Raw genomic sequence first — 25164 nt, forward strand, 5'->3', positions numbered from 1 at the left:
CGCGGCCGCGGTGACCGGTCGCCCCGACGCGGCGGCCCTGCTCGAGACCTGCGTGCGCCTCGGATTGTTCCTCGACCGCTTCGAGGGCCCTCACGGGGTCGTGTACCGCTGGCATGCCTCCTTCGCCAGGCGATGCGCCGAGATCCTGGACATCGATGCCGAACGCGCCGCTGGATGCCACCGCCGCGCCGCTGCCGCGCTGCAGGCGACGGATCCGACGGCATCGATCACGCACTCCCTCCATGCGTCCGAGTTCCTCACCGCACGCGAGACCCTCCTTCACCATTGGCTCGGTCTGGTGGTGGGGGCGAGAGCCGACGAGGTCGAATGCACAGCGATGCTGATGCTGCGACGCACGCCCGATGACGCGCAGGTGCTGCTGGTGCGCGCGTGTGCGAGCGACGTGCTCGGCGATCATCGGGTGGCCCGTGCGCTGTTCCGGCGCGCGGAGGCGATGATCGGTCGATCGGGCGACGACGATGAGCCCGCGGTGCTGCAGATCGCCCGGCTCTTCATCGCCGACGAGCGTGCAGAGGTCGCGGAGGCGAGCGCGAAGGTGCAGCAGATGCTCCTCGACGCGGACTCGACGGATCTCGGCGACCGCGCGGCGCTGAACTATCTCCTCGGGTGGACCGAGATCCGGCATCGCGGCAACCCGATGGTCCCGCTCGAGTACTTCTCCGCCGCGGCCAGGGAGGCGCAGAGCCTGGGAGATCGAGAACTGGCGAAGCGCGCGCTGGGGCATCTCGCCTTCGGGCAGACCTGGGCCGGTCATCTCATCGAGGCCCGACCGTCGCTCATCGCCGTTCGTGGGGCGGAGGATGTCGGTCTTCCCTGGAGCACCTACGCCGGGGGCAGTGCTGCCGCGGCCGCGGGATACGTCTCGTACTGGTCGGGTGAGCTCGACGAAGCGGTCCGCGAGTTCGGAACCGTGATCGCCAACGGGGGCTCCGATCGTTCGTTCACGAATGTGGCGCGCATGATGATCGCCTACGCGGCGGCGGAATCGGGTGATGTCTCCGCCTGCCGTCGTGCGGCGATCGGCATCCAGGAGATCCCCCTGGAGGTCGTGCACGGCGTCTCCTGGCCGGCGTTCCGCGAATCGTCGGTCGCCCTGCTCGAAGAAGCCGTCGGCCGAACGGATCGAGCGATGCGGATCGCGCGCAAGTACATCCAGTGCCCGGACCTTCCCGTCGTCAACGTCGCCCTCGCCGGCGTGCTGCGCCGCGCCGGCGACTACGCCACCGCCCTGGAGATGCTGCGGGCTCCGCACGTCTTCGCAGAGGTGTCCTCCGTGAAATCGGCGACTCTGCTCACGGCAGCCCTGCTTCGACGTCAGGCCGGACACCACGACCAGGCGCATGAGCTGTGCGAGGCGGGTGTAGCCGTCGCCTCGGGGGAGAACATCCGCCTTCTCTTCGGGCCCCGCGAGACGGCCGTGCGCAAACTGCTCGGCGAGCATGTGCACTTCGGCACGCAGTTCGAGGACTTCATCGGCAGGTGTCTGGCGAAGGGCTCGGCCGGGTCGTTGGTGGATGCCCTCGAGCTCGACGATGAGGACGGAAAGCTCGATCTCGACGGCTTCGAGCCGATCGCGGCGGGTCTCGCCGGTGAGGAGGACGTCGAAGCGCTCGCCGCCGCGATCGCCCCAGGGCAGTCCGCCGCCCTGGTCGTGCTCGAGCTCGCCTTCGCGCGCACCCTCGCGCAGAAACTCGCCGCTGCGGGAGGACAGGTGCTGCGCAGCGAGCGCGTGCCGGCGCCCGTCGTGAATGCGGTGATGGACATCCTCGACCAGGAAGATGAATGACATGCCCATGAGAAGATTCGGCCGCCCCGGACTGATCGGCCTCGCCGCCAGGACCGCAGTGGTCGCAGGGACGGCTTCGGCCGTCGGCGGCGCGATGTCGCGGCATCAGCAGGAGCGTGCGCCGGGCGAGTACGAGCAGCAGCAGTATGCGGCCGCGCAGCAGCAGGCGCAGGTCGATGCCGCCGCCAAGAATGCAGCGGCCCAGTACTCGTCTCCGCCTCCGGCGGCACCCGCCGCCGCTGACGATCTGATCGCGAAGCTGCAGCAGCTCGCATCCCTCAAGGATTCCGGCGTGCTCTCCGATGCGGAGTTCGCCGCGGCGAAGCAGAAGCTCCTGAGCTGACGAGACCGGCAGCCCGCCGTCGGAACGACAGCCGAGACGAGGACAACGAATGAGTGAACTGGAAGACCTGCGGGCCCGCGTCGTCCTCCTCGAGCACGAGAACGAGACGCTCAAGCGGCCCCGCCGCCGGCCGGTGGGGAGGAGCATCGTCGCGGGGATCGTGCTCGCTCTCGCGGTCCTGATGGCTCCGATAGCCGCGATGGGCACCTGGGCCCGGCTGCAGCTCGTCGATGCCGATCGGTTCGTCGCGACCTTCGCACCGCTCGCCGAGGATCCCGACGTACAGGACTTCGTCGCGGATCAGGTCAGCGCCGCCATCCAGGAGCAGGTGGACTTCAGCGAGATCGTCGCAGAGGTGTTCGACGGAATCCGTGAACTCGACCTTCCGCCCCGCGCGTCATCCGCACTCTCCCATCTGGAGGCCCCGGCGGCCAGCGGGCTCACCTCCCTCGTCGACGGCGTGATCCACGACGTCGTGGCATCCGATCAGTTCGCCGACATCTGGGCGCAATCGCTGCGGTTCACGCACGAACGCGCGGTCGCGATCCTGCAGAACAGTCCGGACACCGCCGTGCAGCTCGCTGACGATGGAGTGCTCTCGATCGACCTCGGTCAGGTCGTCGACCGGGTCAAGGTGGTGCTGACCGAGCGTGGCGTCGGATTCGCCCAGCTCATCCCCGAGATCGACAGGTCGGTCCCGATCGCCCAGGCTGACGCGCTGGTCCTGGTGCGCACCGTCTACCAGATCGCGGTCGCGGCGGGGTTCTGGCTGCCATGGGTGCTGCTCGGGCTCGTCGTAGCCGGCATCCTGATCGCGCGAGATCGCGCGCGTGCCCTCCTGTGGACCAGCGTGGGCTTCGCCGTCGCTTTCCTGCTCCTGTCCGCGGGGATGGGAATCGGGAGAACGTTCTTCATCGGCGCGGTGAGTCCGTCGGTCATGACGGCGGGGGCGGCCCAGTCGCTGTTCGACGAGGTCACCTCGCTGCTGAGCTCGACGATCGTGGCGCTCGCCCTGGTCGGAGTGCTCGTCGCCGTGTGGGCCTGGCTCGCCGGGTCGAGCCGCAGCGCTGTGGCCATCCGCGGCCTCCTGGATAGTGGGTTCACCGCGATCCGGAGCACGTGGGAGCGACGAGGGCTGTCGACCGGCCGCCTGGGCGTCGCGGTCGATCGCTTCCACGGACCGATCCTCATCGCCGCCTTCGCGGTCGCGGTTCTCATCCTCATCACGTCGCGGCCGGTCGCGTTCGGCACGGTGATCGGGGTGACCGTGGGGCTCGTGGTCTTCGCGGTCGTGATCGAGTTGCTCCGGCGCCCGCGCGCGGCTTACGCGTCCACGACGGAGGAGCTCCCGACAGAGGAGCCCGGCGAATCCGCGACGGTCGATCACGACACCGCAGAGCCGGACTCCCACGCCACGGCGCCGGCTCCCTGAGCGGCGGATGGCACCTGAGGGTGCGAACGTCGGGGCGAGGTGCAGGTGGGAATACTCCAGGAGGGTACTCGGTTGGCCCGAAGGAGTGAGCGGGACGACCCGCTCCATCTGTGCGGGCTTCCATCCGCTGCCTGCACGGCATCGTCTTTCCGAGGAGGAGAGCAATGAGCGCTTCGCACCACGAGGGCACCGCACACGCCGCGCCGCATCACGAGTCGGACGGCTCCGCACCCATGCACGCGGCGCACGAGGGCCACGACGATCACCCGGGTCACGGCGACCACGCAGGTCACGGGGGCCACGCAGGTCACGGGGGTCACGGCGACCACGTCGCACAGTTCCGGCGGCTGTTCTGGGTCATGCTCGTCCTCGCCGTCCCGACCGTCGCGCTTTCCGGCATGTTCGCGATGATCCTCGGATACACGCTCCCCGACGTGCCGGGCCTGGCATGGGTCTCACCCGTGCTCGGAACCGTGATGTACGTGTGGGGCGGCAAGCCCTTCCTCGTCGGGGCCGTCAGTGAGATCAGAGCCCGTACGCCCGGCATGATGCTGCTCATCGGTCTGGCGATCACGGTGGCCTTCCTCGCGTCGTGGGGAGCGAGTCTCGGCATCCTCCACCATGAGCTCGACTTCTGGTGGGAGCTGGCGCTCCTCATCGTGATCATGCTGCTCGGACACTGGATCGAGATGCGCTCGCTCGCGCAGACCACCTCTGCTCTCGACTCGCTCGCCGCGCTCCTGCCGGACGAGGCCGAGCGCGTGGAAGCCGGGCAGGTCGTCATCGTCTCACCCGCAGACCTCGCGGTCGGCGACGTCGTGGTCGTGCGACCGGGCGGAAGCGTGCCCGCGGATGGGCGCATCGTCGACGGCCGGGCGTCCATGGACGAGTCGATGGTCACGGGGGAGTCGCGCACGGTCGCGCGAGGCATCGGCGACCAGGTCACCGCCGGCACGGTGGCCACCGACTCCGGGCTCCGCGTCGAGATCACCGCCACCGGGGACGACACCACGCTCGCCGGCATCCAGCGCCTGGTGACCGAGGCGCAGAGCTCCTCCTCGCGCGCGCAGCGCCTCGCCGACACCGCTGCGGGGTGGCTGTTCTGGTTCGCGCTCGGGTCCGCGGCGATCACCGCGATCGTGTGGAGCCTGGTCGGGTTGCCCGATGCGGCCGTGATCCGCACCATCACCGTGCTCGTGATCGCCTGCCCGCACGCACTCGGGCTGGCGATTCCGCTGGTCGTGTCGATCGCCACCGAGCGTGCGGCCCGCGGGGGAGTGCTGGTCAAGGACCGCCTGGCACTGGAGAGCATGCGCACCGTCGACACCGTGCTGTTCGACAAGACCGGGACGCTCACCAAGGGCGAGCCGGTCGTGTCCGAGGTGTCCGTGTCCGGGGAGCACGACGGCGATCGAGTGCTGGCGCTCGCCGCCGCCGCCGAGGCTGACAGCGAGCACCCTCTCGCGAAGGCGATCGTCCGCGCCGCCGCCGCGAAGAACTTGTCCGTGCCGGAGAGCCGCGACTTCACGTCGTCACCGGCGGTCGGGGTCACGGCGACCGTCGAAGGGACGACTGTGCGCGTCGGCGGCCCGCATCTGCTCGCCGAGGAGCATGCGGATGAGCTCGCCGTCGCCGAGCGGTGGCGCGGGGACGGGGCCATCATCCTGCACGTGGTTCAGGACGGTCACGTCATCGGGGCGTTGAAACTCGCCGACGAGGTGCGGCCGGAATCCCGCGAGGCCGTCGACGCACTGCACGCACTCGGTGTGCAGGTCGTCATGATCACGGGCGACGCCGAGGCCGTCGCGCAGACTGTCGCGGCAGATCTCGGCATCGACCGATTCTTCGCCGGCGTGCGCCCCGAGGACAAGGCCGCGAAGGTGCAGGAGCTGCAGCACGAGGGGCGCAAGGTCGCGATGGTCGGTGACGGCGTCAACGATGCACCCGCGCTCGCGCAGGCCGACGTGGGTCTGGCGATCGGTGCCGGCACCGATGTCGCGATCGCCTCGGCCGGGGTGATCCTCGCCGGCGACGACCCGCGCTCCGTGCTCTCGGTGATCGAACTCTCGCGCGCCGCGTACCGCAAGATGAAGCAGAATCTGTGGTGGGCGGCGGGGTACAACCTGCTCTCGGTGCCGCTCGCGGCCGGCGTTCTGGCACCCATCGGCTTCGTGCTGCCGATGTCGGTCGGAGCGGTCCTGATGTCGCTGTCGACCATCGTCGTGGCGCTCAACGCCCAGCTGCTGCGGCGCCTGGACCTGCGCCCGGAGGTGACGACCCGCGCCATCCTCGATCGGTGACCGCCTGAGGTGGGCGTCGCCGACGCGGAGACGAGCCTGCTTCCCCCGATGCTGCAGAAGCGCGACGGAATCGGTCATCGGTGGTCTGCGTCCGAGCGTTCGGGCGCTCCTCGTCAGTCCGCGCGTTGCGGAGCAACCGCCTCGGTCCTCGTGCTCGGGCGGGCCGGCGCTGCGGGAAGCACCGTGGAGGGGCCGCTCAGGGCGCGGAGCGCGTAGAGGATGGTCGCGAGATCGACGAGCTCCTGGACGAGCGCACCGACGACGGCGGGGATGAGTCCGGTCATCGCCACGATCATGAGTCCGATGCTCAGTCCGATGCCGATCCAGATCGCGGTGAGAGCGACCCGCAGGGTGTGACGGCCGATCGCGACAGCGTCGACGAGCTTCGCCAGCGAGTCGACGAGGATCACGACATCAGCGGCGTCCCCGGCCGCGGTCGCGCCCTTCGCCCCCATGGCCACGCCGATGTCGGCGGCGGCGAGCACGGGGGCGTCGTTGACGCCGTCGCCGACCATCATGACCGGGCGCGGTTGCAGCTCAGCGGCGAGCGCGACCTTCTCGGGAGGGAGCAGCTCGGCGTGGATCTCGGAGATGCCCACCTGGTGGGCCACCGACTCCGCCGTCGGGCCGACGTCGCCCGTGAGTATGACCACGCGGTCCACCTCGTGCGTGCGCAGCCACGAGACGACGGCCGCGGCTTCGGGCCTCGGGTGGTCGGCGAGCACCAGCACCCCGGCGAAGCGTCCGTCCACCGCGACGTAGGCCGCGGCCTGGCTCAGCTCCAGCGTCGCCCGCACGGTGTCGGGCGCGAGTGCGGCCACGTAGGCCGGTTTGCCGACCACGACCGATCGGCCGTCGATCTCGGCGACGACGCCGTTCGTGGCCTCCTCCCGGGCTTCGGAAGCGCTGCGGAGCGCGAGTCCGCGCGCGTGCGCAGCGCGACGGATGCCTTCAGCGAGCACGTGCGTCGAGTACTGCTCCGCAGAGGCGGCGAGCTGCAGGATCTCATCCTCGTCGAAGCCCTCCGCCGGGCGGATGGCGACGAGTTCCGGTCGTCCCTGCGTGAGCGTGCCGGTCTTGTCGAACGCGGCCGAGCGCACGCGGGCGATCTGTTCGATCACGGCGCCGCCCTTCATGATCACCCCGGTCTTCGCCGCGCGGGAGAGGCCGCCGAGGAACGCGACCGGTGCGGCGATCAGGAGTGGGCACGGCGTGGCGAGCACGAGTACCTCGGCGAAGCGCGTCGCATCCCCGGAAAGGGCCCAGGCGGTTCCGGCCAGCACGAGCGAGACCGCGGTGAACGGGATGGCGAAGCGGTCCGCGAGTCGTATGACGGGGGCATGGGAGTCTTCCGCCGCATGCACGAGCGCGACGATCTGCTGGTACTGACTGTCCGAACTCGTGCGCACGGCTCTGATCCGCACGGCCCGACTTCCGTTGATGGCGCCGGAGAGCACCTCGCCCCCGGACTCGCGGGTCACGGGCATGCTCTCGCCGGTCAGCGAGGACTCATCGAAAGTCCCGGTCTCGGTGAGCAGCTCGCCGTCGACGGGCACGATCTCCGCCGGACGCACGAGCAGAACGTCGCCGATGGCCACCTCGTCGACGGGCAGATCCCTGACCTCATCCGAATCCGCGGACTGCGGGCGCAGGAGCACGTGCGCGATGCGCGGAGAGCGATCCAGCAGGGCGGACAGGTCACGCTTCGCACGGCGCCCGGCGAAGTCCTCGAGAGCCTCTCCGCCGGAGAGCATCAGCACGATGATGAGCGAGGCGATGTACTCCCCGACGGCGAGAGTCGCCACCATCGCCACCACGGCGAGGATGTCGAGCCCGACGTGACCGCGGAGCACATCGCGCACCATCCCGACGAGGGTCCAGACGACGAACGCCGCCACGTAGCCGGTGGCGATCCATCGACCGGCGACCGTGGCGTCGACGGCGTGGAGGACCAGCACGCCGACGAACACGAGAACGGTGGTGGTGATGGCCGGATAGCGCCACAGCAGGCGGAGAAACCTCATGCCCCAGCTTCCCGCGAATCGGTACGCAGTACCAGCGGGAGACGGCGTGTCCCGAGGGGACCCGCGGCGCGACGATGGTCCCGCTAGACCTTTGCTGCCGTGCTCTCATGCTCGCGGCGTCCCCGTGCGTTGCGTCGGGCGAGGATCACTCCACCCAGGATCGCGGCGACGAAGGATCCGACGAGCACCCCGATCTTCACATGCTCGTCCGCCACGGAACTCGACCCGTAGGCGAGCTCTCCCACGAGCAGGGAGACGGTGAAGCCGATTCCGGCGAGGAAGGCCATACCGGTCAGATCCGGCCAGCGCAGCGTCTCGTCGAGCCGTAGTGCGGGGAATCGGCTCAGCAGGAAGGTCGTGACAAGGATGCCGATCGGCTTGCCGGCGACGAGTCCGACGACGATCCCGATCGTGATCGGGTCGGAGAACGCGGAGACGAGTCCGTCCCACCCGCCGACCGTGACGCCGGCGGCGAAGAAGGCGAAGACGGGAACGGCGAACAGCGTGGCCACGACGCTCCAGCGGTCGGCGAAGTGGGCGGCCATGCCGTCGTAGACGGGGAGGCCCTCATCGTCGCTGCCGGTGCGGACCCTGGCGCGTTCGGTCGCCGTGACGGGGACGACGAAACCGAGCAGCACACCCGCGACGGTCGCGTGCACACCGGATGCGTGGATGCACACCCACACGGCGATGGCGAGCGGGAGCAGCAGCCACCATGCGCGGACGCCCTTCGCGACGAGCGCGGCGAACCCGGCCAGCGGCAGCAGGGCGAGGATCAGCCACGGGAAGCTGATCGAGTCGGTGTAGAACGTCGCGATGATGGTGATCGCGATCAGGTCGTCGATGATCGCCAGGGTCAGCAGGAACACACGCAGCGCCGGGGGGAGGAACTTGCCGACCACGGCGATCACCGCGACCGCGAACGCGATGTCGGTCGCGGTGGGGATCGCCCACCCGCGCAGCGCATCGGCTCCGCTGCCCGCGTTGATCAGGACGAAGATGAGCGCGGGCACCACGACGCCGCCCACGGCTGCGGCGATCGGCAGGGCCGCCCGGCGCGGGTCGCGCAGACGCCCGGCGACGAACTCCTCCTTCAGCTCGAGGCCGACGACGAAGAAGAAGATCGCCAGAAGCCCATCGGCCGCCCACGCGCCGATGCTGAGCTCGAGGTGCAGCTCGGGGATGCCGAACGTGAAGTCGCGCACGGACTCGTACCAGGAGGCGGCAGGACTGTTGGCCAGGATCAGGGCCGCGAACGTCGCCGCCAGCAGGAGGGAGCCGCCCAGGACGTCGCTGCGGGCGTTGGAGCGGATGCCTTGCCACAGCGCATGCGGGGCGAGGGAGAAACGGGCAGGTGATGAATTCGGGGACACGGAAAGACCTCACGCGAGAAGGGGTGAATGGCGCAGAAGACCACCGCCCCGTTCGAGGCGTGGTCTAGTTCCGTGGCGGCGGGCAGCCGGCGATCTCGCCGTGCGAGAGCGTGCCCCACACACTGGTCCACCCGTTCGTGCCCGGGTGCAGGATGACCCGCATCCATTCCCTCATCGGGGTCGCCGAGCGAAGACGGTGCGGGGCACGCGTCGAGCCGGCGATCGAGAGAAGGGGCACGCGTCCAGCCTAGCCGTGCGCTGCTGAGATCTATCTGCGCTCCGCGGAGACCACACCTACCTGAATCCCATTTAGCTAACTAAGCTAGCGATCATGGAACGGTACGTGCGCCTGCGGTGGCTCGGGCTCGTCTTCATCAGCATCGCGGTCTCGCTGATCATCGTCGACTCGACGATCGTCAACGTGGCGATCCCTGCGATCGTGGAGGACCTCGGCATCACCTCGACCGAGGTGCAGTGGGTGCAGGAGTCGTACACCCTCGTCTTCGCCTCCCTGCTGCTGGTGTTCGGCAGCCTCGCCGATCGCTTCGGCCGGCGGCGGGTGATGCTCATCGGCGTCGTCGTGTTCGCCCTGTCGTCGGTGTTCGCTGCGCTGTCGCCGGACGGGGGGATGCTGATCCTCGCGCGTCTGGCCCAGGGCGTCGGTGGAGCGATGATCCTGCCCACGACGCTCTCGATCATCAATGCGACCTTCCGAGGACGCGAGCGAGGGATCGCCTTCGCCGTGTGGGGGTCGACGATCGGTGGTATGGCTGCTGTCGGCCCTCTCCTGGGCGGGTGGCTCACGACCGCGTATTCGTGGCGGTGGGCGTTCGGGATCAACATCCCCCTCGGCATCATCATCGTGATCGGCGTGCTGCTGACGGTGGCGGAATCTCGCAGCGATCGCATCAGCAGAGTCGATGTCGTCGGTGCCGCGCTCTCCATCGTGGCGATGGGGAGCCTCGTGTTCGGCCTCATCGAGGGGCGGACATACGGCTGGTGGCTCATCGATACGCGTCCGCAGATCGGCGACTGGGCGTGGCCGTGGGAGCTGTCGCCGATACCCCTGCTCTTCGCGGTCGCCGTCATCGCCGTCATCGGGTTCATCCTCTGGGGCCGCTACCGCGAGCGCACGGGAAAGCCGACGCTGCTGGCGCTGCGGCTGTTCTCGATCTCCTCCTTCCGCAACGGCAACATCGCGGCGGCCGTGGTGTCGTTGGGCGAGTTCGGCATCATCCTCGCACTCCCGCTCTGGCTGCAGTTCGTCCTCGGATTCGAAGCGGTGCAGACCGGGTTGCTCCTGCTGGCGCTGGCGGGTGGCTCGTTCCTCGCCAGCGGTGTCGCCGGCGCCGCGAGCGGGAAGATCGCTCCGGTGTGGGTGGTACGCGTGGGCCTCATTGCAGAGATCGTCGGTGTCGCGGGGGTGGGGTTCGTGACCGGGCCCGACGCCTCGTGGGGACCGCTCATCCCGTTCCTGTTCGTCTACGGACTCGGCGTGGGCCTTGCCACCGCCCAGCTGACAGGAGTCGTGCTCGCCGAGGTCCCGGTCGCGGACAGTGGGGCCGCATCCGGCACGCAGTCCACCTCGAGGCAGATCGGCGCCGCTCTCGGCGTCGCGGTGCTCGGCACGGTGCTGTTCACCAGCACGGCTGGAATCCTCGCTTCCTCGCTCGACGAGCGGGGCGTGCCCGCCGTGCAGCGTGACCAGATCGTCTCGGCCGTCGTGGACAGCGCGGGAGCGGCGATCAGCGGGCTCGAGGCGAACGCTGCGACGGCCGACGCGGCTGAGGATGCGAAGGCGGCCTTCTCCGAGGGCACGCGCTATGCGGCGTGGACGGCCGCGGGGTTCCTCGCGCTCGGGCTGCTGGCGACCGTGTCCCTCGGATCGGCCACGGTGCGCGCCCGCCCCGAAGAGGCCGAGGTCTGAGGGACGCGACGGAGTTTCCTCTCCGTTCGACTTCGGGCGCTACATTCCATGCAGGTGCATTCCGACGTGTGCGCCGGTGAGGAAGCCATGGTCATCTCCCGCCCTGATCTCAGCGTGCTCGCTCGTGTGCGTGCCTCGTCGTCGCTGCTCGGGCCCAGTGAGTCGCGAGTCGCGGCGCTGATTCTGGAGCGACCTGCGGAGGTCGTCATGTGGTCGACGGCCGAACTCGCCCAGGCCGCGGGAACGTCGACGGCAACCGTGATCCGCGCATGCCAGAGCCTGGGCTTCCGCGGGTTCCAGCACCTCCGTCTGGAACTCGCTCGCTCGACGCCCCTGCGTCCCCGGGAAGACGATGTCACCTCCGACACCTTCGATGACGCCGTGGAAGCGGTGCGCCTCGCCCAAGACAGCGTGAACCCGGTGCTCCTTCAGGAGGCCGCGACGGCGCTGCGTCATGCCCGCCGCGTGGTGCTGGTCAGCAACGGGTTCTCCGGGCCGCCGCTGCAGGACTTCGCGATGCGTCTCAGCATCCTGGGGCGTCCGGTCGAGGCGCCCGTCGATCCGCTCGCCCAGCAGTTCGCCGTCAACAGCCTGACCGAGGACGACCTGTGCTTCGGACTGAGCTACTCCGGTGCGAACGTCCAGACGCTCCGTGCCTGCGCTGCCGCTGCGGACCGCGGAGCACGCGTCGCCGTCGTCACCAGCTTCGCTCGTTCGCCCATCGGGCGCACCGCCGACATCGTCGTCGCGACGGGCCCTGCAGCCCTGACGCACGACGTCGACCCTTTCCTCGCGCGAATCGGACACACCGTGGTGCTGCATGCGCTGCACTCTGCCCTCGCCAGCGATGTGGCCCCGTCGGACGCTGCGGGCATGCGTCACGTCGTCGCTGAAGCGATCGCCGAGGAGTAGCGCACCCGACCGTTCACCTCCCGGCCAGCCGGGCGTCATCGCCGGGTCAGCAGACGGTGACGTACCCCGACTGTAATGACGTTTCGTGTGGTTCGAAATACATGTAACGGCGGGACGGTCTCATGCTGGCGATTGACGTGGACGGGCTCTTCAACGTCCGGGCGAGTGACACCAGGAGGCCATGGCTGGTCCGCTCCGGTGCGCCCGAAGCGCTGAGCGAAGCGGGGGAGAAGCTCCTGATCGCGCTCGGGGTGAGTGTGATCGTCGACCTGCGCGAGCCCGCGGAGAGTGATGCCGTCGTCCACGGCATCCCTTCGGCGTCCGTCCCGGTCTACGGCACCGAGCCCCCGGCCACGGGCACCCTCGAGGAGATCTACGAGGGGTTGCTGCGAAGCCGAGGGCACGCGCTGACCGCGGCGGTCGGAGCCATCGCGGATGCCGAGGGTGCAGCCCTGGTCCACTGCACCGCCGGCAAGGACCGCACCGGCCTCGTCGTCGCGCTGGCGCGCTTCGCCGCGGGGGCGAGCGAGGACGACGTGGTCGCGGACTACGTGCTCTCCGCACCACAGGTGCGTCCGGTGCGAGGGGAGCATGCCGAGCGCATCGCCGCCTCCGTCGAAGCCCGGGAACGCGCCGATGTTCTGCGCCTGCACCTGGAGAGCCCCCCGGAGGCCATCGTGCACGCGCTGGCGGTCATCCGCGAGTTCGGCGGGGCGGAGGAGTACCTCCGCGCACACGGTCTCCGCTCCGATCAGCTCGCGGCGCTGCGCCGCAAGGAAGGGGTGGCGGCATGAGTCGCGCGACCGGTCGGTTGACGGTGCTGCACCTCAGTGATGTCCATGCCATGAGCAGCGGCCTTCTGTACGACACCGTGGACGGGTTCGCTCGCCTGCGCGCCGTCGGCGCGTACCTGCGCGACGCCGGGATCACACCGGAGGCGGTCGTGGTCACCGGCGACCTGGTGCAGCGGGGGAACGCGGATGCCTATCCGGCACTGCGCGAGGCGTTCGACGAGCTCGCGGAGATCGCCGGTGTCCCGGTGCTCACCGCGCTCGGCAATCACGATGAGCCGGAGGCCGCGCGGGTGCTGCGCGGCCACGAGCAGACCCACCACAGAGTGCATATCGTCGACGAGCTCCGCTTCATCATCCTGGATTCGTCTCGCGGCGAGCTCGGAGTCGACCAGCGGGCGTGGCTCCGCGACGTGCTGCGCACTCCGCACGGCCTCGGCACGGTCGTCGCCGTTCACCATGCGCCGCTGGGCTCTCCGCTGCCGACGCTGGCGAAGGCGGGGCTGCGGGACGCGGACGACTTCCTCGACGCCATGGCCGGCTCGGACGTGCGGGCGGTCCTGGCCGGGCACTTCCATCACCCGCTGTCCGCGACCCTGCGCGGCATCCCCGTCTTCGTCGGTCCGTCGCTGGCCTATCACCAGGTGATGGACGCCGGCCCGAACCGCGTCAGCGGCCACGACCTGGCGATGTTCTCCCTCGTGCATCTGCTGCCGGGCGGCGTCGCCGTCACCAACGTCGGGCTCGACTCGCCCGCACCGATCTTCTCCTCCGTCATCTCCACCTGAACCCTGATTGGACACCATGTCATTCCTTCGCAAGACCGCTCCCGTGGCACTGTTCGGCGTCGCCGCACTCGCCCTCGCCAGCTGCTCCTCGACGCCGGCTCCCGCCGCGACGCCCGAGGAGTCCGCCGCAGCCCTGGAGCCGGCGACCATCACGCTGTACACCTCCGAGCCGCAGGAGAAGGCCGACGAACTCGTCGCCGCCTTCAACGAGGTCCACCCCGAGATCACCGTCGAGGTGTTCCGCGCCGGCACCGGCGACCTGACCACTCGAGTCGCGACCGAGCAGGAGTCCGGTGGCATCCAGGCCGACGTGTTCCTCGCCGCCGACGCCGGCACCTTCGAGGGGTACGCCGCCGACGACCTGCTGCTGAAGTACACGCCGGCGGACGTGGACGCCCTGAATCCCGACGTCGTCGACCCCGAGGGCTTCTACACCGGCACCAGGATCATCCCGACCGTCATCGCGTACAACACCGGCATCATCACCGAAGCACCCGAGTCGTGGAAGGACCTCACCGACGCCGAGTACGCCGACAAGATCGTGATGCCGAACCCCGACGTGTCCGGGGCAGCGGCGTACAACGCCGCCGTGTGGCTGGACGACGACCAGCTGGGTGAGAAGTGGATGACGGCCCTGGCCGAGAACCGTCCGGTCATCGCCGACAGCAACGGCCCCGTGTCTCAGGCCGTCGCCACGGGCGCGCAGCCCGTCGGCATCGTGGTGGACTACCTGGTGCGCGAGCTCGCCGCACAGGGGTCGCCCATCGCCGTGTCGTACCCGAGCGAGGGCGTGCCGTACGTGTCCCAGCCGGTCGGTATCTTCGCTGACACCGACGAAGAGGCAGCATCCAAGGCGTTCGTCGACTTCCTGGTGAGCGCCGCCGGCCAGGAGCTCGCCGTCGAGCAGTCGTACCTGCCGGTGCGCTCCGACGTCGGCACGCCCGAGGGCGCCCCGTCGATGGACGACATCGAGATCCTCTCCCCGGACCTCGAGACCATCCGCAGCACGCAGGACGCTGCGGTCGAGACCTTCCGCTCGCTGTTCCTCTAAATGACCGAGATCTCCACTCTCGCCGCGGGTCCGGCATCGCGCCGGGCCCGCGGTGGCGGGCGCCGGACGCTTGACGGCGTCAGCATCCTCACCCTCGTCCTGTGGCTGGCGTGCGGCGCGTTCATCCTGCTCCCCATCGGCGCGATCCTCGTGCTGGCGAGCCGCGGGCAGCAGGCGGAGGTGCTCCTCCAGGGCGACGTCCTCGAAGCCGGAGCGAACAGCCTGCTCTCCGCCGGAGTGTCGGCGGTGCTGGCCGTCGTGGTCGGCACGGTCTTCGCCGTGCTCCTAGACCGCACCGACCTGCCGGGGCGGTCGGCGCTTCGCCTGCTCGCTCTGAGCCCACTGCTCATGCCCCCGTTCGTCGGCGCCATCGCATGGCTCGGAGTCGCCGGCCCCACGAGTCCGCTGAACCTGTGGTGGCGAGACATCTTCGGCGGACCGCTCTGGTCGATCTACGGGGCGGACGGCGTCATCGCGCTGCTCACGATCCACAGCTATCCCATCGCCATGCTCATCGTCTCCGCGGCGTTGCGCCGTATCCCCACCGACCTGGAGCAGGCTGCGCGGGTCGGAGGCGCAGGTCCCGTGCGAGCGCTCACCTCGGTGACGATCCCTCTGCTGCGGCCGGCGCTGCTGTCATCGTTCGTACTGATCGCCGTCGGGAACCTCGCCGACTTCGGAATCCCGTCGATCATCGGGCTCCCTGAACGCTTCACCACCCTCGCCACTCTCGTCTATCGCTACCTGCAGTCGGGCACCGTCGAGGACCCGCTGGCCGTGGTCGCGACGATCGGCGTCGTCCTGTTGATCCTGGCGGTCCTCGCCCTCGTCGCCGACGCCATGGTCGGTCGGCGCGGGTGGGAGCTGGATTCGTCGAGCGCCGTCGTCGAACGCGTCTCCCTGGGCCGCGCCCGTGGGGGACTGGGGGTGGCGATGTGGCTCGTGGTGCTCCTCATCACGGTCCTCCCGCTCTTCGCCCTGCTCACGCAGACGCTGTTGCGTGCTCCCGGCGTGCCGCTCACCTGGGACAACCTCACCCTCCACCACCTCGTCCGCGCGCTCACCACGCGCAACGCGCTGGAGGGGGCGGCGAACTCCGTGATGCTCGCGATCATGGCGGCCGTGATCTGCGGCGTCGTCGGTCTGGCCATCGGGCTGCTCGTGGCGCGAGTGCCGAGCCGAGCCAACCGAGCGCTGGGGGCCGTCGCCGTGGTGCCGCAGGCCGTCCCCGGCATCGTCATCGCGGTCGCATGGCTGGTGCTCGCACCCGCGTTGGGGCTGTTCAACACGCCGTGGCTTATCCTCGCGGCCTACGTCACCTCGTTCACAGCGCTCGTCGTGCAGGCCGTCGCCGCTCCGCTCTCCTCGACACCGACCAGTGCGGAAGAGGCGGCGCGGATCGGCGGCGCGACACGGGTGCGCGCCCTGATCGACATCTCCTGTCGGATGGCGGCACCGGCCGCGCTCTCCGGCGCGGTGATCGTCGCGGTCACCGCCGTGCGCGAGCTCACGCTGTCGGTGCTCCTGCTGTCGCCAGGGGCGCAGACCCTCGGCGTCGCGATCTTCAGCTTTCAGCAGGCGGGTGCGTTCAGCACCGCCGCCGCATGGTCGCTCATCGTGGCCGTGCTCGGACTCGCTGTCATCGGGTTCGCGATCCCGAAGACGAAGTAACAGAAAGGGTGCCCATGGCCTCCGTCACACTCGAACATGTCTCTCTGCGATACCGCTCCGGTGCCGTCGGCCTCGCCGACGTCGACCTGCAGGTCGCGGACGGGGAGTTCCTCGCTCTCGTCGGCCCTTCGGGATCCGGGAAGACGACGCTGCTGCGCAGTATCGCCGGGTTCCTGACCCCCACAGCGGGCCGCGTCCTGCTCGATGACCGCGTCATCGCCGGTCCCGGTGTCGCCGTACCGCCGGAGCAGCGCCGGCTGGGGATGGTGTTCCAGCAGCATGCGGTCTGGCCGCACTGGGACGTGGGTCGCAACGTCGAATATCCGTTGCGACGCGCCAAGGTGCCCCTCGCCGAGCGCCGCACCCGTGTCGGCGAAGCGCTCGACCTCGTGGGACTCGCCGGTTACGAGCGCCGGGACCCGGCGACCCTCTCCGGCGGGCAGCGGCAGCGTGTCGCCCTGGCCCGGGCGCTGGTCGCCCGCCCCCGGGTGCTCCTGCTGGACGAAGCGCTCTCCGCCCTCGACGAGCCGCTGCGTGACCGGCTTCGCCTCGAGCTGCACACCCTCACCCGGGAGATGGGCCTGACCGTCGTGCACGTGACCCACGACCGCTCCGAGGCTCTCGCACTCGCCGACAGGGTCGCGGTGCTGGATGGGGGCCGTATCCAGCAGGTCGACACCCCGTCGAACCTGCTCGCCCGCCCCGACAGTCCGTTCGTCGCGAAGTTCCTCTCCGACGCGACGTTGGTCGACGGGCGCGTCACCGACGGCCGGTTCTCCGCCGGCGACCACCCGCTGACCGTGTCCTGCCCTGGAGTGGCGAATGCGGTGCGGGCTACCGCTGCCGTGCTTCCGGCCGCCGTCACCCTCACTCCCGGCGGTGATGCCACTGTCCGCTCCTCGCTTTTCACACCGGACGGCAGCGACGTCGTCGTGGACTGGCACGGCACGCATCTGCGCGTGCGCACCCACGGCAGCCGCCACCGGGTCGGCGACGCCGTCTCCGTCCACATCACGGATGCGGTGGTCTACCCGCAGGCTGTGGAAGATGCGCCCGAGCGCGAGGCGGTGATGTCGGCATGACCCTCGCACTGGTCAGGCACGGCCGCACCGCATGGAACCGCGAGCGCAGAATGCAGGGGCAGTCCGACATCGCTCTCGATCCGGTCGGCGAAGCCCAAGCCGAAGCGGCCGGTCGTCTGCTGGCGACGGCGGTCTGGACACGGATCGTCTCGTCTCCGCTGCGACGTGCCTCGCAGTCGGCCGAGATCATCCGTAGGCACATGCCCCATGCAGAGTACCGCGTGCATGACGGCCTCGTCGAACGTCACTACGGTGAGGCCGACGGTCTGCAGGTCACCGAAGCGTGGGAGCGGTGGCCCGACCAGGACTATCCCGGCGCAGAATCCGTCGCTGCCACCGCCGACCGCGCCGCCAGCGCGCTGAGAGAGCTTCTCCGCGACGACGTGGACACCGTCGTCGTCGCTCACGGGACCCTCTTGCGGCTCGGCATCGAAGCCGTGACGGGGCACCAGTGCTCACGGCTTTCGAACGGAGACGTCGTGTTGCTCGAGGGGAGTGAAGCTCTCGGATACACCGCACGGTGGTTGACGGAGTAGCCCCCCGCACCACGGAGCACGAACGACAGAAGCCGCCTGGAATCAGGCGGCTTCTCTCGTGATGAAGAACTTCATGTACGGGCTCACGGACGTGACTCGTACAACCTTTGTGCCCCCGACAGGAGTCGAACCTGCGACCTACGGTACCGGAAACCGGCGCTCTATCCACTGAGCTACGGAGGCGTACCGATCGACAATATCACTCGTCGGGGGTGGACTCCGACCCACCGGCCTCGGTGACCGGGGCGGTGCGCAGTTCATCGAGGGCGGCCGCGAGTCTCTCCGCAAGATAGCGGTGCCCGTTCGTGGAGGGATGCTTGCGCCCCACCTCCACGTCGATCACGTCGAGATAGTTCTGCGCGGTGATCCACTCCTGGGCGATCGGGGAGATGTACCACCAGCCGCGTGCGGCGGCGAGCGCGGAGAGATCGGTGTCGATGCGTGCGGTGGCCGCTCCGACGGGGAGCTCGTGCGGAGCGGGACCGAGCACCACGATCGTCGCCTGCGGGTACGTGGCGGCCAACGTGTCCCACGCGGCGTTCACGGCGTCGCGGTAGCCGGCGACGCCCTGTGCACGGTCGTTGATCGATCCCTGGATGATGACCAGGTCGGGCGTGGCGGACGGGTCGAGCGCCGCGATGCGCTCCCCGAAGGTGGGGCCGTCGAGCCCGGGCTTGAGATATCCGCTCCCGCGGACACCGTCCACGATCGTCTCGCCGCCGAGGAGGTCGGCGAGGAGGTAGGCGTAGCCGAGGGTCGGGACGGTCGCGGCCGAGCCGTAGGTCCACGAGTCCCCGAAGACGAGCACCGTGGGCTTTTCCGGCAGCACGAGCGGTGCCGGCGCGATGACCGTGGACGTCTCGGATGCGTCATCGGCGGCGGCGCTGATCGGGGTCGTCGCCGGTGCGGGGATCCACGGACGCCACACCCCGAGAACCACGGCTGCGACGGCGAGCAGAAGCCCGGCGACGATGCCCGCCGCACCCACACGGCGTCGGGCGGTGGGCGGCTTCATGGCATGAGAGTAGATCACCGGAGGCCGAACGCAAATTCGTCGTCGTCCGCGCCGTCGGCCGAGGTCTTCCGGCCCCGTAAACTGGGGAGGCTATGAACCCCGAAACCCTCGCCGCAGCCCTCCTCGCCGTCCTCGCACCGATCGCCGAGGAACGACGTCCCGGCGAGCCGCTGGAGCTCTCCGCATCCGACATCGTGCTGGAGCGCCCCCGCAACCGCGACCACGGCGACTGGTCCTCGAACATCGCCATGCGCCTGGCCAAGCCGCTCGGTACGAACCCGCGCGAGCTCGCACAGCAGATCGTCGACGGCCTCGCCGCCGTCGACGGCATCGCGAGCGCCGAGGTCGCAGGCCCGGGGTTCATCAACGTCCGCCTCGATGCCGCTGCCGCCGGTGCACTGGCGAAGGTCATCGTCGATGCCGGTTCCGCGTACGGCACGAACACCTCTCAGGCCGGCGTCAGCGTGAACGTCGAGTTCGTCTCGGCGAACCCGACCGGACCCCTGCACATCGCCCACACGCGCTGGGCAGCTCTCGGCGACTCGATCGTGCGCCTGCTCCTCGCCAGCGGTGCGAACGCCGTCCGCGAGTACTACATCAACGACGCCGGCGCGCAGATGGAGCGCTTCGGCGTCTCGGTCCTGGCCGCGGCCAAGGGCGAGCCGACCCCCGAGGGCGGCTACCCGGGGGAGTACATCACGACCCTCGCCGGTCGCGTTCTCGAAGCGCGTCCCGACCTGCTGTCACTCCCCGACGCCGAGCAGTCGAGCGTCGCACTCGAACTCGCCTACGGGTTCCAGCTCGCCGAGATCAAGAGCTCGCTCGATCGCTTCAACGTGCCGTTCGACGTCTGGTTCTCCGAGCGCACGCTGCACGCGAAGGATGCTTCCGGAACGAGCCTGATCGATCAGGCCGTCGATCGCCTCCGCGAGCAAGGCCACGTGTTCGATGACGAGGGCGCCGTCTGGGTGCGCACCACCGACTTCGGCGACGACAAAGACCGCGTCATCCGCCGCTCGAACGGCGAGTACACGTACTTCGCCGCCGACGCCGCCTACTACCTGAACAAGGGCGACCGCGGCTTCCAGAACAAGATCTACCTGCTCGGCGCCGATCACCACGGCTACGTGCACCGCCTCAAGGCCGTCGCCGGTGCGGCGGGGGAGGACCCGGAGAAGAACGTCGAGGTGCTGATCGGCCAGATGGTCTCGATCAACGGGGCCCGTCTCAGCAAGCGCGCGGGCAACATCATCGAGATGGACGACCTGCTCGACTGGCTCGGCACCGATGCGCTGCGGTACTCGCTGGAGCGCTCACCTGCCGACTCGCCGCTCGATCTCGACCCCGAGCTGCTGCAGAAGCGCACGAACGACAACCCGGTGTTCTACGTGCAGTACGCCCACGCGCGCACGCACAACGTCGCCCGCAACGCCGGTCAATCGGGCATCGATCGCTCCGAGTTCGCGCCGGAGACGCTGACGCACGAGAGCGAGAGCGCCTTGCTCGGCGCGTTGCAGGAGTTCCCGCGCATCGTGGCGTTCGCAGCCGAGGTGCGCGAACCGCACCGCGTCGCCCGCTATCTCGAGGAGCTCGCCGGCCTGTACCACCGCTGGTACGACAACTGCCGCGTGATCCCGCTGAGCGACGACCCGATCGAGAGCGTGCACCGCACCCGCCTGTGGCTCAACGACGCCACCGGCCAGGTGCTGCGCAACGGGCTCGACCTCCTCGGAGTCTCCGCGCCGGAGCGCATGTAGCGCACGCAGGCCTCCTGCTCGGTACGGCAGGATGGCAGTCATGAGCGACGACAACCAGACCCTGCCGTATCCGGATGCCGCGGCGGAGCATCCGACGCTCGTGATCCCGGGTTCCGCGCCTGACGCTGCGGACGCCGCACCGCGGACACGGCCGCGGTGGCCCTGGGTGCTGCTCATCGTGGTCGTGGTCCTCGCCGCTCTCGTGGTCGCCGCGGAGTTCATCGCACGAGCCGTGCTGCCAGGAGTCGTGCGGTCGATCGTCGTGGAACAGCTCGATCTGCCCTCCGACCAGCAACTCGATGTGCAGACGGAGGGTCTGCTGCTGCCGCAGTTGATCGGCGGCGCACTCGACACTCTGCGTCTGTCCACGGATTCCGTGACGCTGGAGGGCATCACCGGAGCTGCCGATGTGACCGCGACGGGCGTCCCGCTGCGCGGCGGCGATATCGGTGGTGCCACCGGGACGATCCGCATCGATCAGGAGCAGTTCACCGCACTGCTTGCCGGCACCGATCTGCCCGTGGAATCGGTGGAGTTCGCGGCCCCGAACGCCACGGTGAGCGGGTCGATCAGCGTGCTCGGAGCCGCGGTGCCGCTCTCGCTGACCCTCACGCCCGGCACGGTCGACGGTGACCTCGAGCTCACACCCGTCGGGGCGAGCATCGGCGGACTCGACATCGATCTCGACCGGGTCGCCTCCACTCTCGGCTCCCTCGGCGAAGGCCTGACCCAGCCCCAGCGGGTGTGCATCGCCGATCAGCTGCCGGCCGGGCTCACCCTCACGGGGCTCGAGATCATCGATCGCGCGGCCGTGATCGACGTCGACGTGAACGGAGCGATCGTGACCGACACGACGCTCCAGGACAAGGGCGTCTGCCCCAGCTGACCCTCAGAGCCCCGGAGGCCCAGCGACGTTGGGACGGTCGCCGAACGTCGCGGCGATGTGGCGTGCGAGCCAGGCGGGCCGCTGCAGCGGGATACCGTGTCCGCACCCGTCGACGACTTCCAGGTCGCTGTGGGGGAGTGACGCATGCAGGAGTGCGGCCGACCGCTTCATGAGCGACCTCTCCTTCGCGCCGACGAGGATGGACGCGGCGCCGGGGTAGGACCGCCAGGTGTCCGGAGGTGCGAAGCGGAGGTTCTCCTCGACGGAGCGCAGCAGTGTCTCTCGGGAGATCGTGCCCGATGCCTGCAGGTAGTCGTCCAGCAGCTCGTCCGGGACGAACAGTTGCCGTGCCTGCACCCGCGCGAACCACTCCCGCTTCGCCAGTCCCGCCGTCGCGGACAGGAGCGCGAGTGTGGGGCGGGTCGCCCGCATCGGCACGGCCTGCGCGCTGATGACGACGGCATTCCCCACGCGGTCGGGATGCAGCGCGGCGAGCTGCACGGTCAGCTGCGCCCCGAGCGAGAACCCGACGATGGTCGCTGTTCGGCCCTCCTGCTCCAGCACGCGGGCGAGTGCCGTGGTCGTCGCCGTGTGAGAGACATAGGTCTCGTCTGCGCTGCGTCCGTGACCGGGCAGGTCGGGGACGATGACGCGTACGCCCTCGCCGAGATGGGTGCGCAACGGCTCCCACATCCATCCGGCGACGCCTCCGCCGTGCAGGAGCAGCAGCGGATGCCCGTCGCGGGCGCCGAAGGTCTCGACGTGCATGGTCAGTTCCTCTCGAAGGTCTCGGCCATGCGGCCGATCGTGTCGATGGCCCGTTCGAGGTGGCCGGGCTCGAACGGGCCGAGCAGTCGCGCCGCGGAGAGCAGCCCGATCGAAGCGCTCGACAGTGCCAGGGCGAGCGCCTCGACGTCTACGTCCGCCACGATCTCCCCCCGGTCCTGCAGCGCGCGGAGCCACTCGATCACGCGTCGCTGCCGATCGCGATACCGGCCGTCGGTGACCTCCGCCACGTGTTCCCCGAGGATGCCGCGATCGTCGAGGAAAGCCGCCGTCATCAGCGCGTCGTCGCTCAGGGCGCGGGCGCTCGCGCGATACGCCGCACTCAGTCGCGGTCGGTCACCCAGCTCACGGCTCACACGGTCGTTCATGCGCGTCGTGCCGCGCTGCAGGAGCGCATCCAGGATCTCGCGCTTGCCGGCGAACTCCAGATAGACCGCGCCTTTGCCGATCCCTGCACGGTCGGCGATCGACGCCACGCTCATGGCGTCGAACCCGTGGGCGAGCACGAGTTCCTCCGCGGCATCGAGGATGCGGTCGCGACGGTCAGGGACGCGGGGGCGGGGCATCGGTGGTCCTCTCCAGGTGGTCGAGCATCGCGGGGATGACGACGTCCGGACGATCGCGCTGCACCCAGTGGCCGGCACCGGGAACGGTCACCAGCGACCCCGCGGGCAGCAGCTCGGCGGCGGTGCGGATGCGCGCGAGCGGGACTCCCGAGTCGCGATCACCGTGCACGAGGAGCGTGGGCGTCGTGATCGATGGCAGGTGCGGGGTGTAGAGCGTGCGCAGACGATTCCAGAGCACCTGATTGTGCTGCCACTGTGCGAAGGTCTCCAGACCGGTGCCGACGGCGGCCTCGGTGAGCACGGCCTCGACGAGTTCGGGAGTCCGTGCCTGCGGAGTGCGCACCAGGTCGCCGAGGCCGCGTTCCATCGCGGAGCGGTTGCGCGCGTAGGAGCGGGTCATCGCGGCGAGCAGCCCGGTGCGCAACAGCATGAAGGTGCCGAAATGGGTGATCCGGCCGACGAGGCCATCGGCCAGCCGCGGCATCAGCCCGTAGCATCCGAGCAGCACGGCGGATCGCGCGCGCCCCGGCTGATCCAGGAGATGCCCGAGCGTCATCCCGCCGCCGAGGGAGAGGCCCGCGATCGCGTAGTCGTGCAGACCGAGCCCGTCGACGAGTTCCCCCACATGCCGCACGAGTCGCTCCTGCGTGAGCGGCCACTCCGCGCGGGCGCTGCGCCCGAAACCGGGATGGTCGGGCGCGAAGACGTGGTGTCCGGCTGCGGCGAGGGCTGCTCCGACCGCGCCCCAGGAGAGCTCGGCACTGTCGGCGCCGCCTCCGTGCAGGAGCAGGACCGGCACTGCGGATTCGCACTCGGGTCGCCATTCCAGGGTCGAGACCGTGGAATGGGGGAGGGTGATGCTCGTGCGTCGGGGATCCATGATGCCCTCTCGTTGTGACCAATCTAGACGATCTGGTCACAACGAGGAGCGCGGATCAGGAACCCGCGTCGGCGGCCGCCGCCTTCTGCGCCGCGCGGAGCTCGGCCGTCGCGATCCGCACCTCGACCTCCGCGCGCTGCAGACGTCGCTCGGGGAACGTGGTCGCCGCGTATCTCGCGTGCACCCGGTCGGTGCTCTCCTCCTCGGCGGTCACGATGTAGGCGCAGGCGAACAGCATCACCTGAGCCGAGAAGTTCAGCCAGATCAGCAGCGCGAGCAGCGAGGCGAACGAGGCCAGGAGCGGGTTGCTGGTGGCGCCGCCCACGAAGAGGCTCGACAGCTCCTGCAAGGCCAGCAGACCGAGCGCACCCAGCAGCGCGCCGGACCAGAGCGACCGTGCTGACGGGCGGACACCGGAGAGCAGGAGGAACACGCCGATGATGATCACCGCGTCGAGCGCGAACACGACGAGGAGCGACACCAGGCGCACCGTCCACGTGGCCACCGGAGAGTCCTCGGGGAGTCCGAGCAGGCCGGTGATCCACACGATGCCGAGCTGGCCGGCGAAGGTGAGGAAGGCCGAGGCGACGAAGGCGAGACCGATTCCGATCGCGAGCGCGAGGTTGCGCAAGATCACCCAGATCCAGAGGATGTCGTCCTGCAGGGTCCCCGCCAGCACGCGCACGGCTGCGCGCAGGGAGCCGATGGCTCCGAGCGCCGCGCCCACGAGAGAGACGAGCGAGATGATGCCGGCGATCGACAGCGAGGCCGGTGCGCGCAGGTCCTCGGTCTTGATCACACCGTCCTCGCCGATCAGCCCCGGCACCGCCGACTGCACCGCGTCGATGATCGCCTGCCACGCGACCGGGTTCCCGGCGAGCCAGAGTGCAGCGATCGAGAAGCCCAGCAGCACGCCGGCGAACACGCTGAAGAGCGCGCGGTACGTGACGCTGTCGGCGAGCATGGGGCCGCGGCGTTCGATGTACAGCAGCGCAGCGCGCACCGGGCGACGTGCGAGCGCCCAGGCGATCAGCGGCCCGGTGATGCGCGCGATGAGACCCGGACGCGCCGGGGAGTCTGTTCGTGTTTCGCTGTTCGTCACGACCCCACCCTAAGAGGCGACGATGACAGGATGCAGGGGCTTGACGCCGCGCGTCGCCGTGACGAAGGTGGCGGGGCCGGTGCCCTAGAATCGGGTCAACCTCGATGTGCGCGCCCTGCCCGAGATCCTTCCCAC

General features: G+C 69.7%; 22 protein-coding genes and 1 tRNA gene. 14 read left to right on the plus strand and 9 right to left on the minus strand.

The features are described 5' to 3' along the window. The first annotated feature begins 10 nt into the window (after positions 1-10). The 4 genes from KY497_RS16725 to KY497_RS09905 all read left to right on the plus strand — a co-directional run bounded on the left by KY497_RS16725 (position 11) and on the right by KY497_RS09905 (position 5882). Positions 11-1807, plus strand: a complete 1797-nt coding sequence (locus KY497_RS16725; protein WP_258185646.1) for a DUF6325 family protein — start codon at positions 11-13, stop codon at positions 1805-1807. 1 nt (position 1808) lies between these two features. Further along, positions 1809-2150, plus strand: coding sequence for an SHOCT domain-containing protein (locus tag KY497_RS09895; protein WP_219868958.1), 342 nt, complete (start codon positions 1809-1811; stop codon positions 2148-2150). 49 nt (positions 2151-2199) lie between these two features. After that, entirely contained in the window at positions 2200-3582 is a 1383-nt protein-coding gene (locus tag KY497_RS09900; protein ID WP_219868959.1) for a hypothetical protein, read from the plus strand. Positions 3583-3746: 164 nt separating this feature from the next. Beyond that, entirely contained in the window at positions 3747-5882 is a 2136-nt protein-coding gene (locus tag KY497_RS09905; RefSeq protein WP_219868960.1) for a heavy metal translocating P-type ATPase, read from the plus strand. A 113-nt stretch (positions 5883-5995) separates the two neighbouring features. On the opposite strand, the gene KY497_RS09910 is transcribed toward KY497_RS09905, so the two are convergent. From KY497_RS09910 to KY497_RS09920, 3 genes are all read right to left on the minus strand, one after another. Beyond that, a complete protein-coding gene (locus KY497_RS09910) occupies positions 5996-7906 on the minus strand; it encodes a heavy metal translocating P-type ATPase (RefSeq protein ID WP_219868961.1) in 1911 nt (636 codons plus the stop codon). Positions 7907-7989: 83 nt separating this feature from the next. After that, positions 7990-9279 (minus strand): Na+/H+ antiporter NhaA, encoded by a 1290-nt coding sequence (nhaA, locus tag KY497_RS09915; RefSeq protein ID WP_055869027.1) that lies wholly within the window; start codon positions 9277-9279, stop codon positions 7990-7992. Positions 9280-9343: 64 nt separating this feature from the next. After that, complete coding sequence (locus tag KY497_RS09920; RefSeq protein ID WP_017831028.1) at positions 9344-9517, minus strand: hypothetical protein; 174 nt, start codon at positions 9515-9517, stop codon at positions 9344-9346. A gap of 93 nt (positions 9518-9610) precedes the next feature. Here KY497_RS09920 and KY497_RS09925 point away from each other — a divergent pair, with 93 nt between their 5' ends. The 8 genes from KY497_RS09925 to KY497_RS09960 all read left to right on the plus strand — a co-directional run bounded on the left by KY497_RS09925 (position 9611) and on the right by KY497_RS09960 (position 18037). Next, entirely contained in the window at positions 9611-11206 is a 1596-nt protein-coding gene (locus tag KY497_RS09925) for a DHA2 family efflux MFS transporter permease subunit (protein WP_219868962.1), read from the plus strand. A 48-nt stretch (positions 11207-11254) separates the two neighbouring features. Further along, positions 11255-12118 carry a MurR/RpiR family transcriptional regulator gene (locus KY497_RS09930; RefSeq protein WP_235562524.1) on the plus strand — a complete coding sequence of 288 codons (864 nt, stop codon included), beginning with the start codon at positions 11255-11257 and terminating at the stop codon, positions 12116-12118. Between the two features lie 122 nt (positions 12119-12240). Further along, complete coding sequence (locus KY497_RS09935; RefSeq protein ID WP_141386421.1) at positions 12241-12912, plus strand: tyrosine-protein phosphatase; 672 nt, start codon at positions 12241-12243, stop codon at positions 12910-12912. Next, positions 12909-13697: a metallophosphoesterase gene (locus KY497_RS09940; RefSeq protein WP_055869024.1), complete on the plus strand. Its 789-nt coding sequence runs from the start codon at positions 12909-12911 to the stop codon at positions 13695-13697. The genes KY497_RS09935 and KY497_RS09940 overlap by 4 nt, the downstream gene beginning before the upstream one ends. A 16-nt stretch (positions 13698-13713) precedes the next feature. Next, entirely contained in the window at positions 13714-14748 is a 1035-nt protein-coding gene (locus KY497_RS09945) for an ABC transporter substrate-binding protein (RefSeq protein ID WP_141386420.1), read from the plus strand. Then, positions 14749-16419: an iron ABC transporter permease gene (locus KY497_RS09950; RefSeq protein ID WP_219868963.1), complete on the plus strand. Its 1671-nt coding sequence runs from the start codon at positions 14749-14751 to the stop codon at positions 16417-16419. A 14-nt stretch (positions 16420-16433) separates the two neighbouring features. Next, complete coding sequence (locus KY497_RS09955) at positions 16434-17501, plus strand: ABC transporter ATP-binding protein (protein ID WP_219868964.1); 1068 nt, start codon at positions 16434-16436, stop codon at positions 17499-17501. After that, on the plus strand, positions 17498-18037 hold the full coding sequence (locus KY497_RS09960) for a histidine phosphatase family protein (protein ID WP_218683318.1): 540 nt from the start codon (positions 17498-17500) through the stop codon (positions 18035-18037). The genes KY497_RS09955 and KY497_RS09960 overlap by 4 nt, the downstream gene beginning before the upstream one ends. A 110-nt stretch (positions 18038-18147) precedes the next feature. On the opposite strand, the gene KY497_RS09965 is transcribed toward KY497_RS09960, so the two are convergent. Together KY497_RS09965 and KY497_RS09970 are read right to left on the minus strand one after the other, a co-directional pair. Further along, positions 18148-18220: transfer RNA gene (locus tag KY497_RS09965), tRNA-Arg, on the minus strand. A 16-nt stretch (positions 18221-18236) separates the two neighbouring features. Beyond that, positions 18237-19052, minus strand: a complete 816-nt coding sequence (locus tag KY497_RS09970; protein ID WP_258185649.1) for an SGNH/GDSL hydrolase family protein — start codon at positions 19050-19052, stop codon at positions 18237-18239. 92 nt (positions 19053-19144) lie between these two features. Between KY497_RS09970 and argS the strand changes: the two genes are divergently transcribed. Together argS and KY497_RS09980 are read left to right on the plus strand one after the other, a co-directional pair. Beyond that, a complete protein-coding gene (gene argS, locus KY497_RS09975) occupies positions 19145-20809 on the plus strand; it encodes an arginine--tRNA ligase (protein ID WP_219868966.1) in 1665 nt (554 codons plus the stop codon). A 40-nt stretch (positions 20810-20849) separates the two neighbouring features. Beyond that, entirely contained in the window at positions 20850-21695 is an 846-nt protein-coding gene (locus tag KY497_RS09980; RefSeq protein ID WP_219868967.1) for a DUF2993 domain-containing protein, read from the plus strand. A 3-nt stretch (positions 21696-21698) separates the two neighbouring features. On the opposite strand, the gene KY497_RS09985 is transcribed toward KY497_RS09980, so the two are convergent. The 4 genes from KY497_RS09985 to KY497_RS10000 are packed head-to-tail and all read right to left on the minus strand — an operon-like array spanning position 21699 to position 25029. Continuing rightward, positions 21699-22463, minus strand: a complete 765-nt coding sequence (locus KY497_RS09985) for an alpha/beta fold hydrolase (protein WP_219868968.1) — start codon at positions 22461-22463, stop codon at positions 21699-21701. 2 nt (positions 22464-22465) lie between these two features. Next, on the minus strand, positions 22466-23047 hold the full coding sequence (locus tag KY497_RS09990) for a TetR/AcrR family transcriptional regulator (protein WP_219868969.1): 582 nt from the start codon (positions 23045-23047) through the stop codon (positions 22466-22468). Continuing rightward, positions 23025-23927 carry an alpha/beta fold hydrolase gene (locus KY497_RS09995; protein ID WP_141386413.1) on the minus strand — a complete coding sequence of 301 codons (903 nt, stop codon included), beginning with the start codon at positions 23925-23927 and terminating at the stop codon, positions 23025-23027. Before KY497_RS09995 ends, KY497_RS09990 begins: the two co-directional genes overlap by 23 nt. A gap of 55 nt (positions 23928-23982) precedes the next feature. Beyond that, positions 23983-25029: a YihY/virulence factor BrkB family protein gene (locus tag KY497_RS10000; RefSeq protein ID WP_219868970.1), complete on the minus strand. Its 1047-nt coding sequence runs from the start codon at positions 25027-25029 to the stop codon at positions 23983-23985. Positions 25030-25164: the final 135 nt, after the last annotated feature.

This window comes from Microbacterium sp. PAMC22086, from assembly GCF_019443525.1.
Taxonomy (GTDB): Bacteria; Actinomycetota; Actinomycetes; order Actinomycetales; family Microbacteriaceae; genus Microbacterium; species Microbacterium maritypicum.

Coding starts and splice junctions, on each gene's coding strand:
- KY497_RS09895 (WP_219868958.1), top strand. CDS start 1,809: ATGCCCATGAGAAGATTCGGCCGCCCCGGACTGATCGGCCTCGCCGCC.
- KY497_RS09900 (WP_219868959.1), top strand. CDS start 2,200: ATGAGTGAACTGGAAGACCTGCGGGCCCGCGTCGTCCTCCTCGAGCAC.
- KY497_RS09905 (WP_219868960.1), top strand. CDS start 3,747: ATGAGCGCTTCGCACCACGAGGGCACCGCACACGCCGCGCCGCATCAC.
- KY497_RS09910 (WP_219868961.1), bottom strand. CDS start 7,906: ATGAGGTTTCTCCGCCTGCTGTGGCGCTATCCGGCCATCACCACCACC.
- KY497_RS09925 (WP_219868962.1), top strand. CDS start 9,611: ATGGAACGGTACGTGCGCCTGCGGTGGCTCGGGCTCGTCTTCATCAGC.
- KY497_RS09930 (WP_235562524.1), top strand. CDS start 11,255: ATGCAGGTGCATTCCGACGTGTGCGCCGGTGAGGAAGCCATGGTCATC.
- KY497_RS09935 (WP_141386421.1), top strand. CDS start 12,241: ATGCTGGCGATTGACGTGGACGGGCTCTTCAACGTCCGGGCGAGTGAC.
- KY497_RS09940 (WP_055869024.1), top strand. CDS start 12,909: ATGAGTCGCGCGACCGGTCGGTTGACGGTGCTGCACCTCAGTGATGTC.
- KY497_RS09945 (WP_141386420.1), top strand. CDS start 13,714: ATGTCATTCCTTCGCAAGACCGCTCCCGTGGCACTGTTCGGCGTCGCC.
- KY497_RS09950 (WP_219868963.1), top strand. CDS start 14,749: ATGACCGAGATCTCCACTCTCGCCGCGGGTCCGGCATCGCGCCGGGCC.
- KY497_RS09955 (WP_219868964.1), top strand. CDS start 16,434: ATGGCCTCCGTCACACTCGAACATGTCTCTCTGCGATACCGCTCCGGT.
- KY497_RS09960 (WP_218683318.1), top strand. CDS start 17,498: ATGACCCTCGCACTGGTCAGGCACGGCCGCACCGCATGGAACCGCGAG.
- KY497_RS09970 (WP_258185649.1), bottom strand. CDS start 19,052: ATGAAGCCGCCCACCGCCCGACGCCGTGTGGGTGCGGCGGGCATCGTC.
- argS (WP_219868966.1), top strand. CDS start 19,145: ATGAACCCCGAAACCCTCGCCGCAGCCCTCCTCGCCGTCCTCGCACCG.
- KY497_RS09980 (WP_219868967.1), top strand. CDS start 20,850: ATGAGCGACGACAACCAGACCCTGCCGTATCCGGATGCCGCGGCGGAG.
- KY497_RS09985 (WP_219868968.1), bottom strand. CDS start 22,463: ATGCACGTCGAGACCTTCGGCGCCCGCGACGGGCATCCGCTGCTGCTC.
- KY497_RS09990 (WP_219868969.1), bottom strand. CDS start 23,047: ATGCCCCGCCCCCGCGTCCCTGACCGTCGCGACCGCATCCTCGATGCC.
- KY497_RS09995 (WP_141386413.1), bottom strand. CDS start 23,927: ATGGATCCCCGACGCACGAGCATCACCCTCCCCCATTCCACGGTCTCG.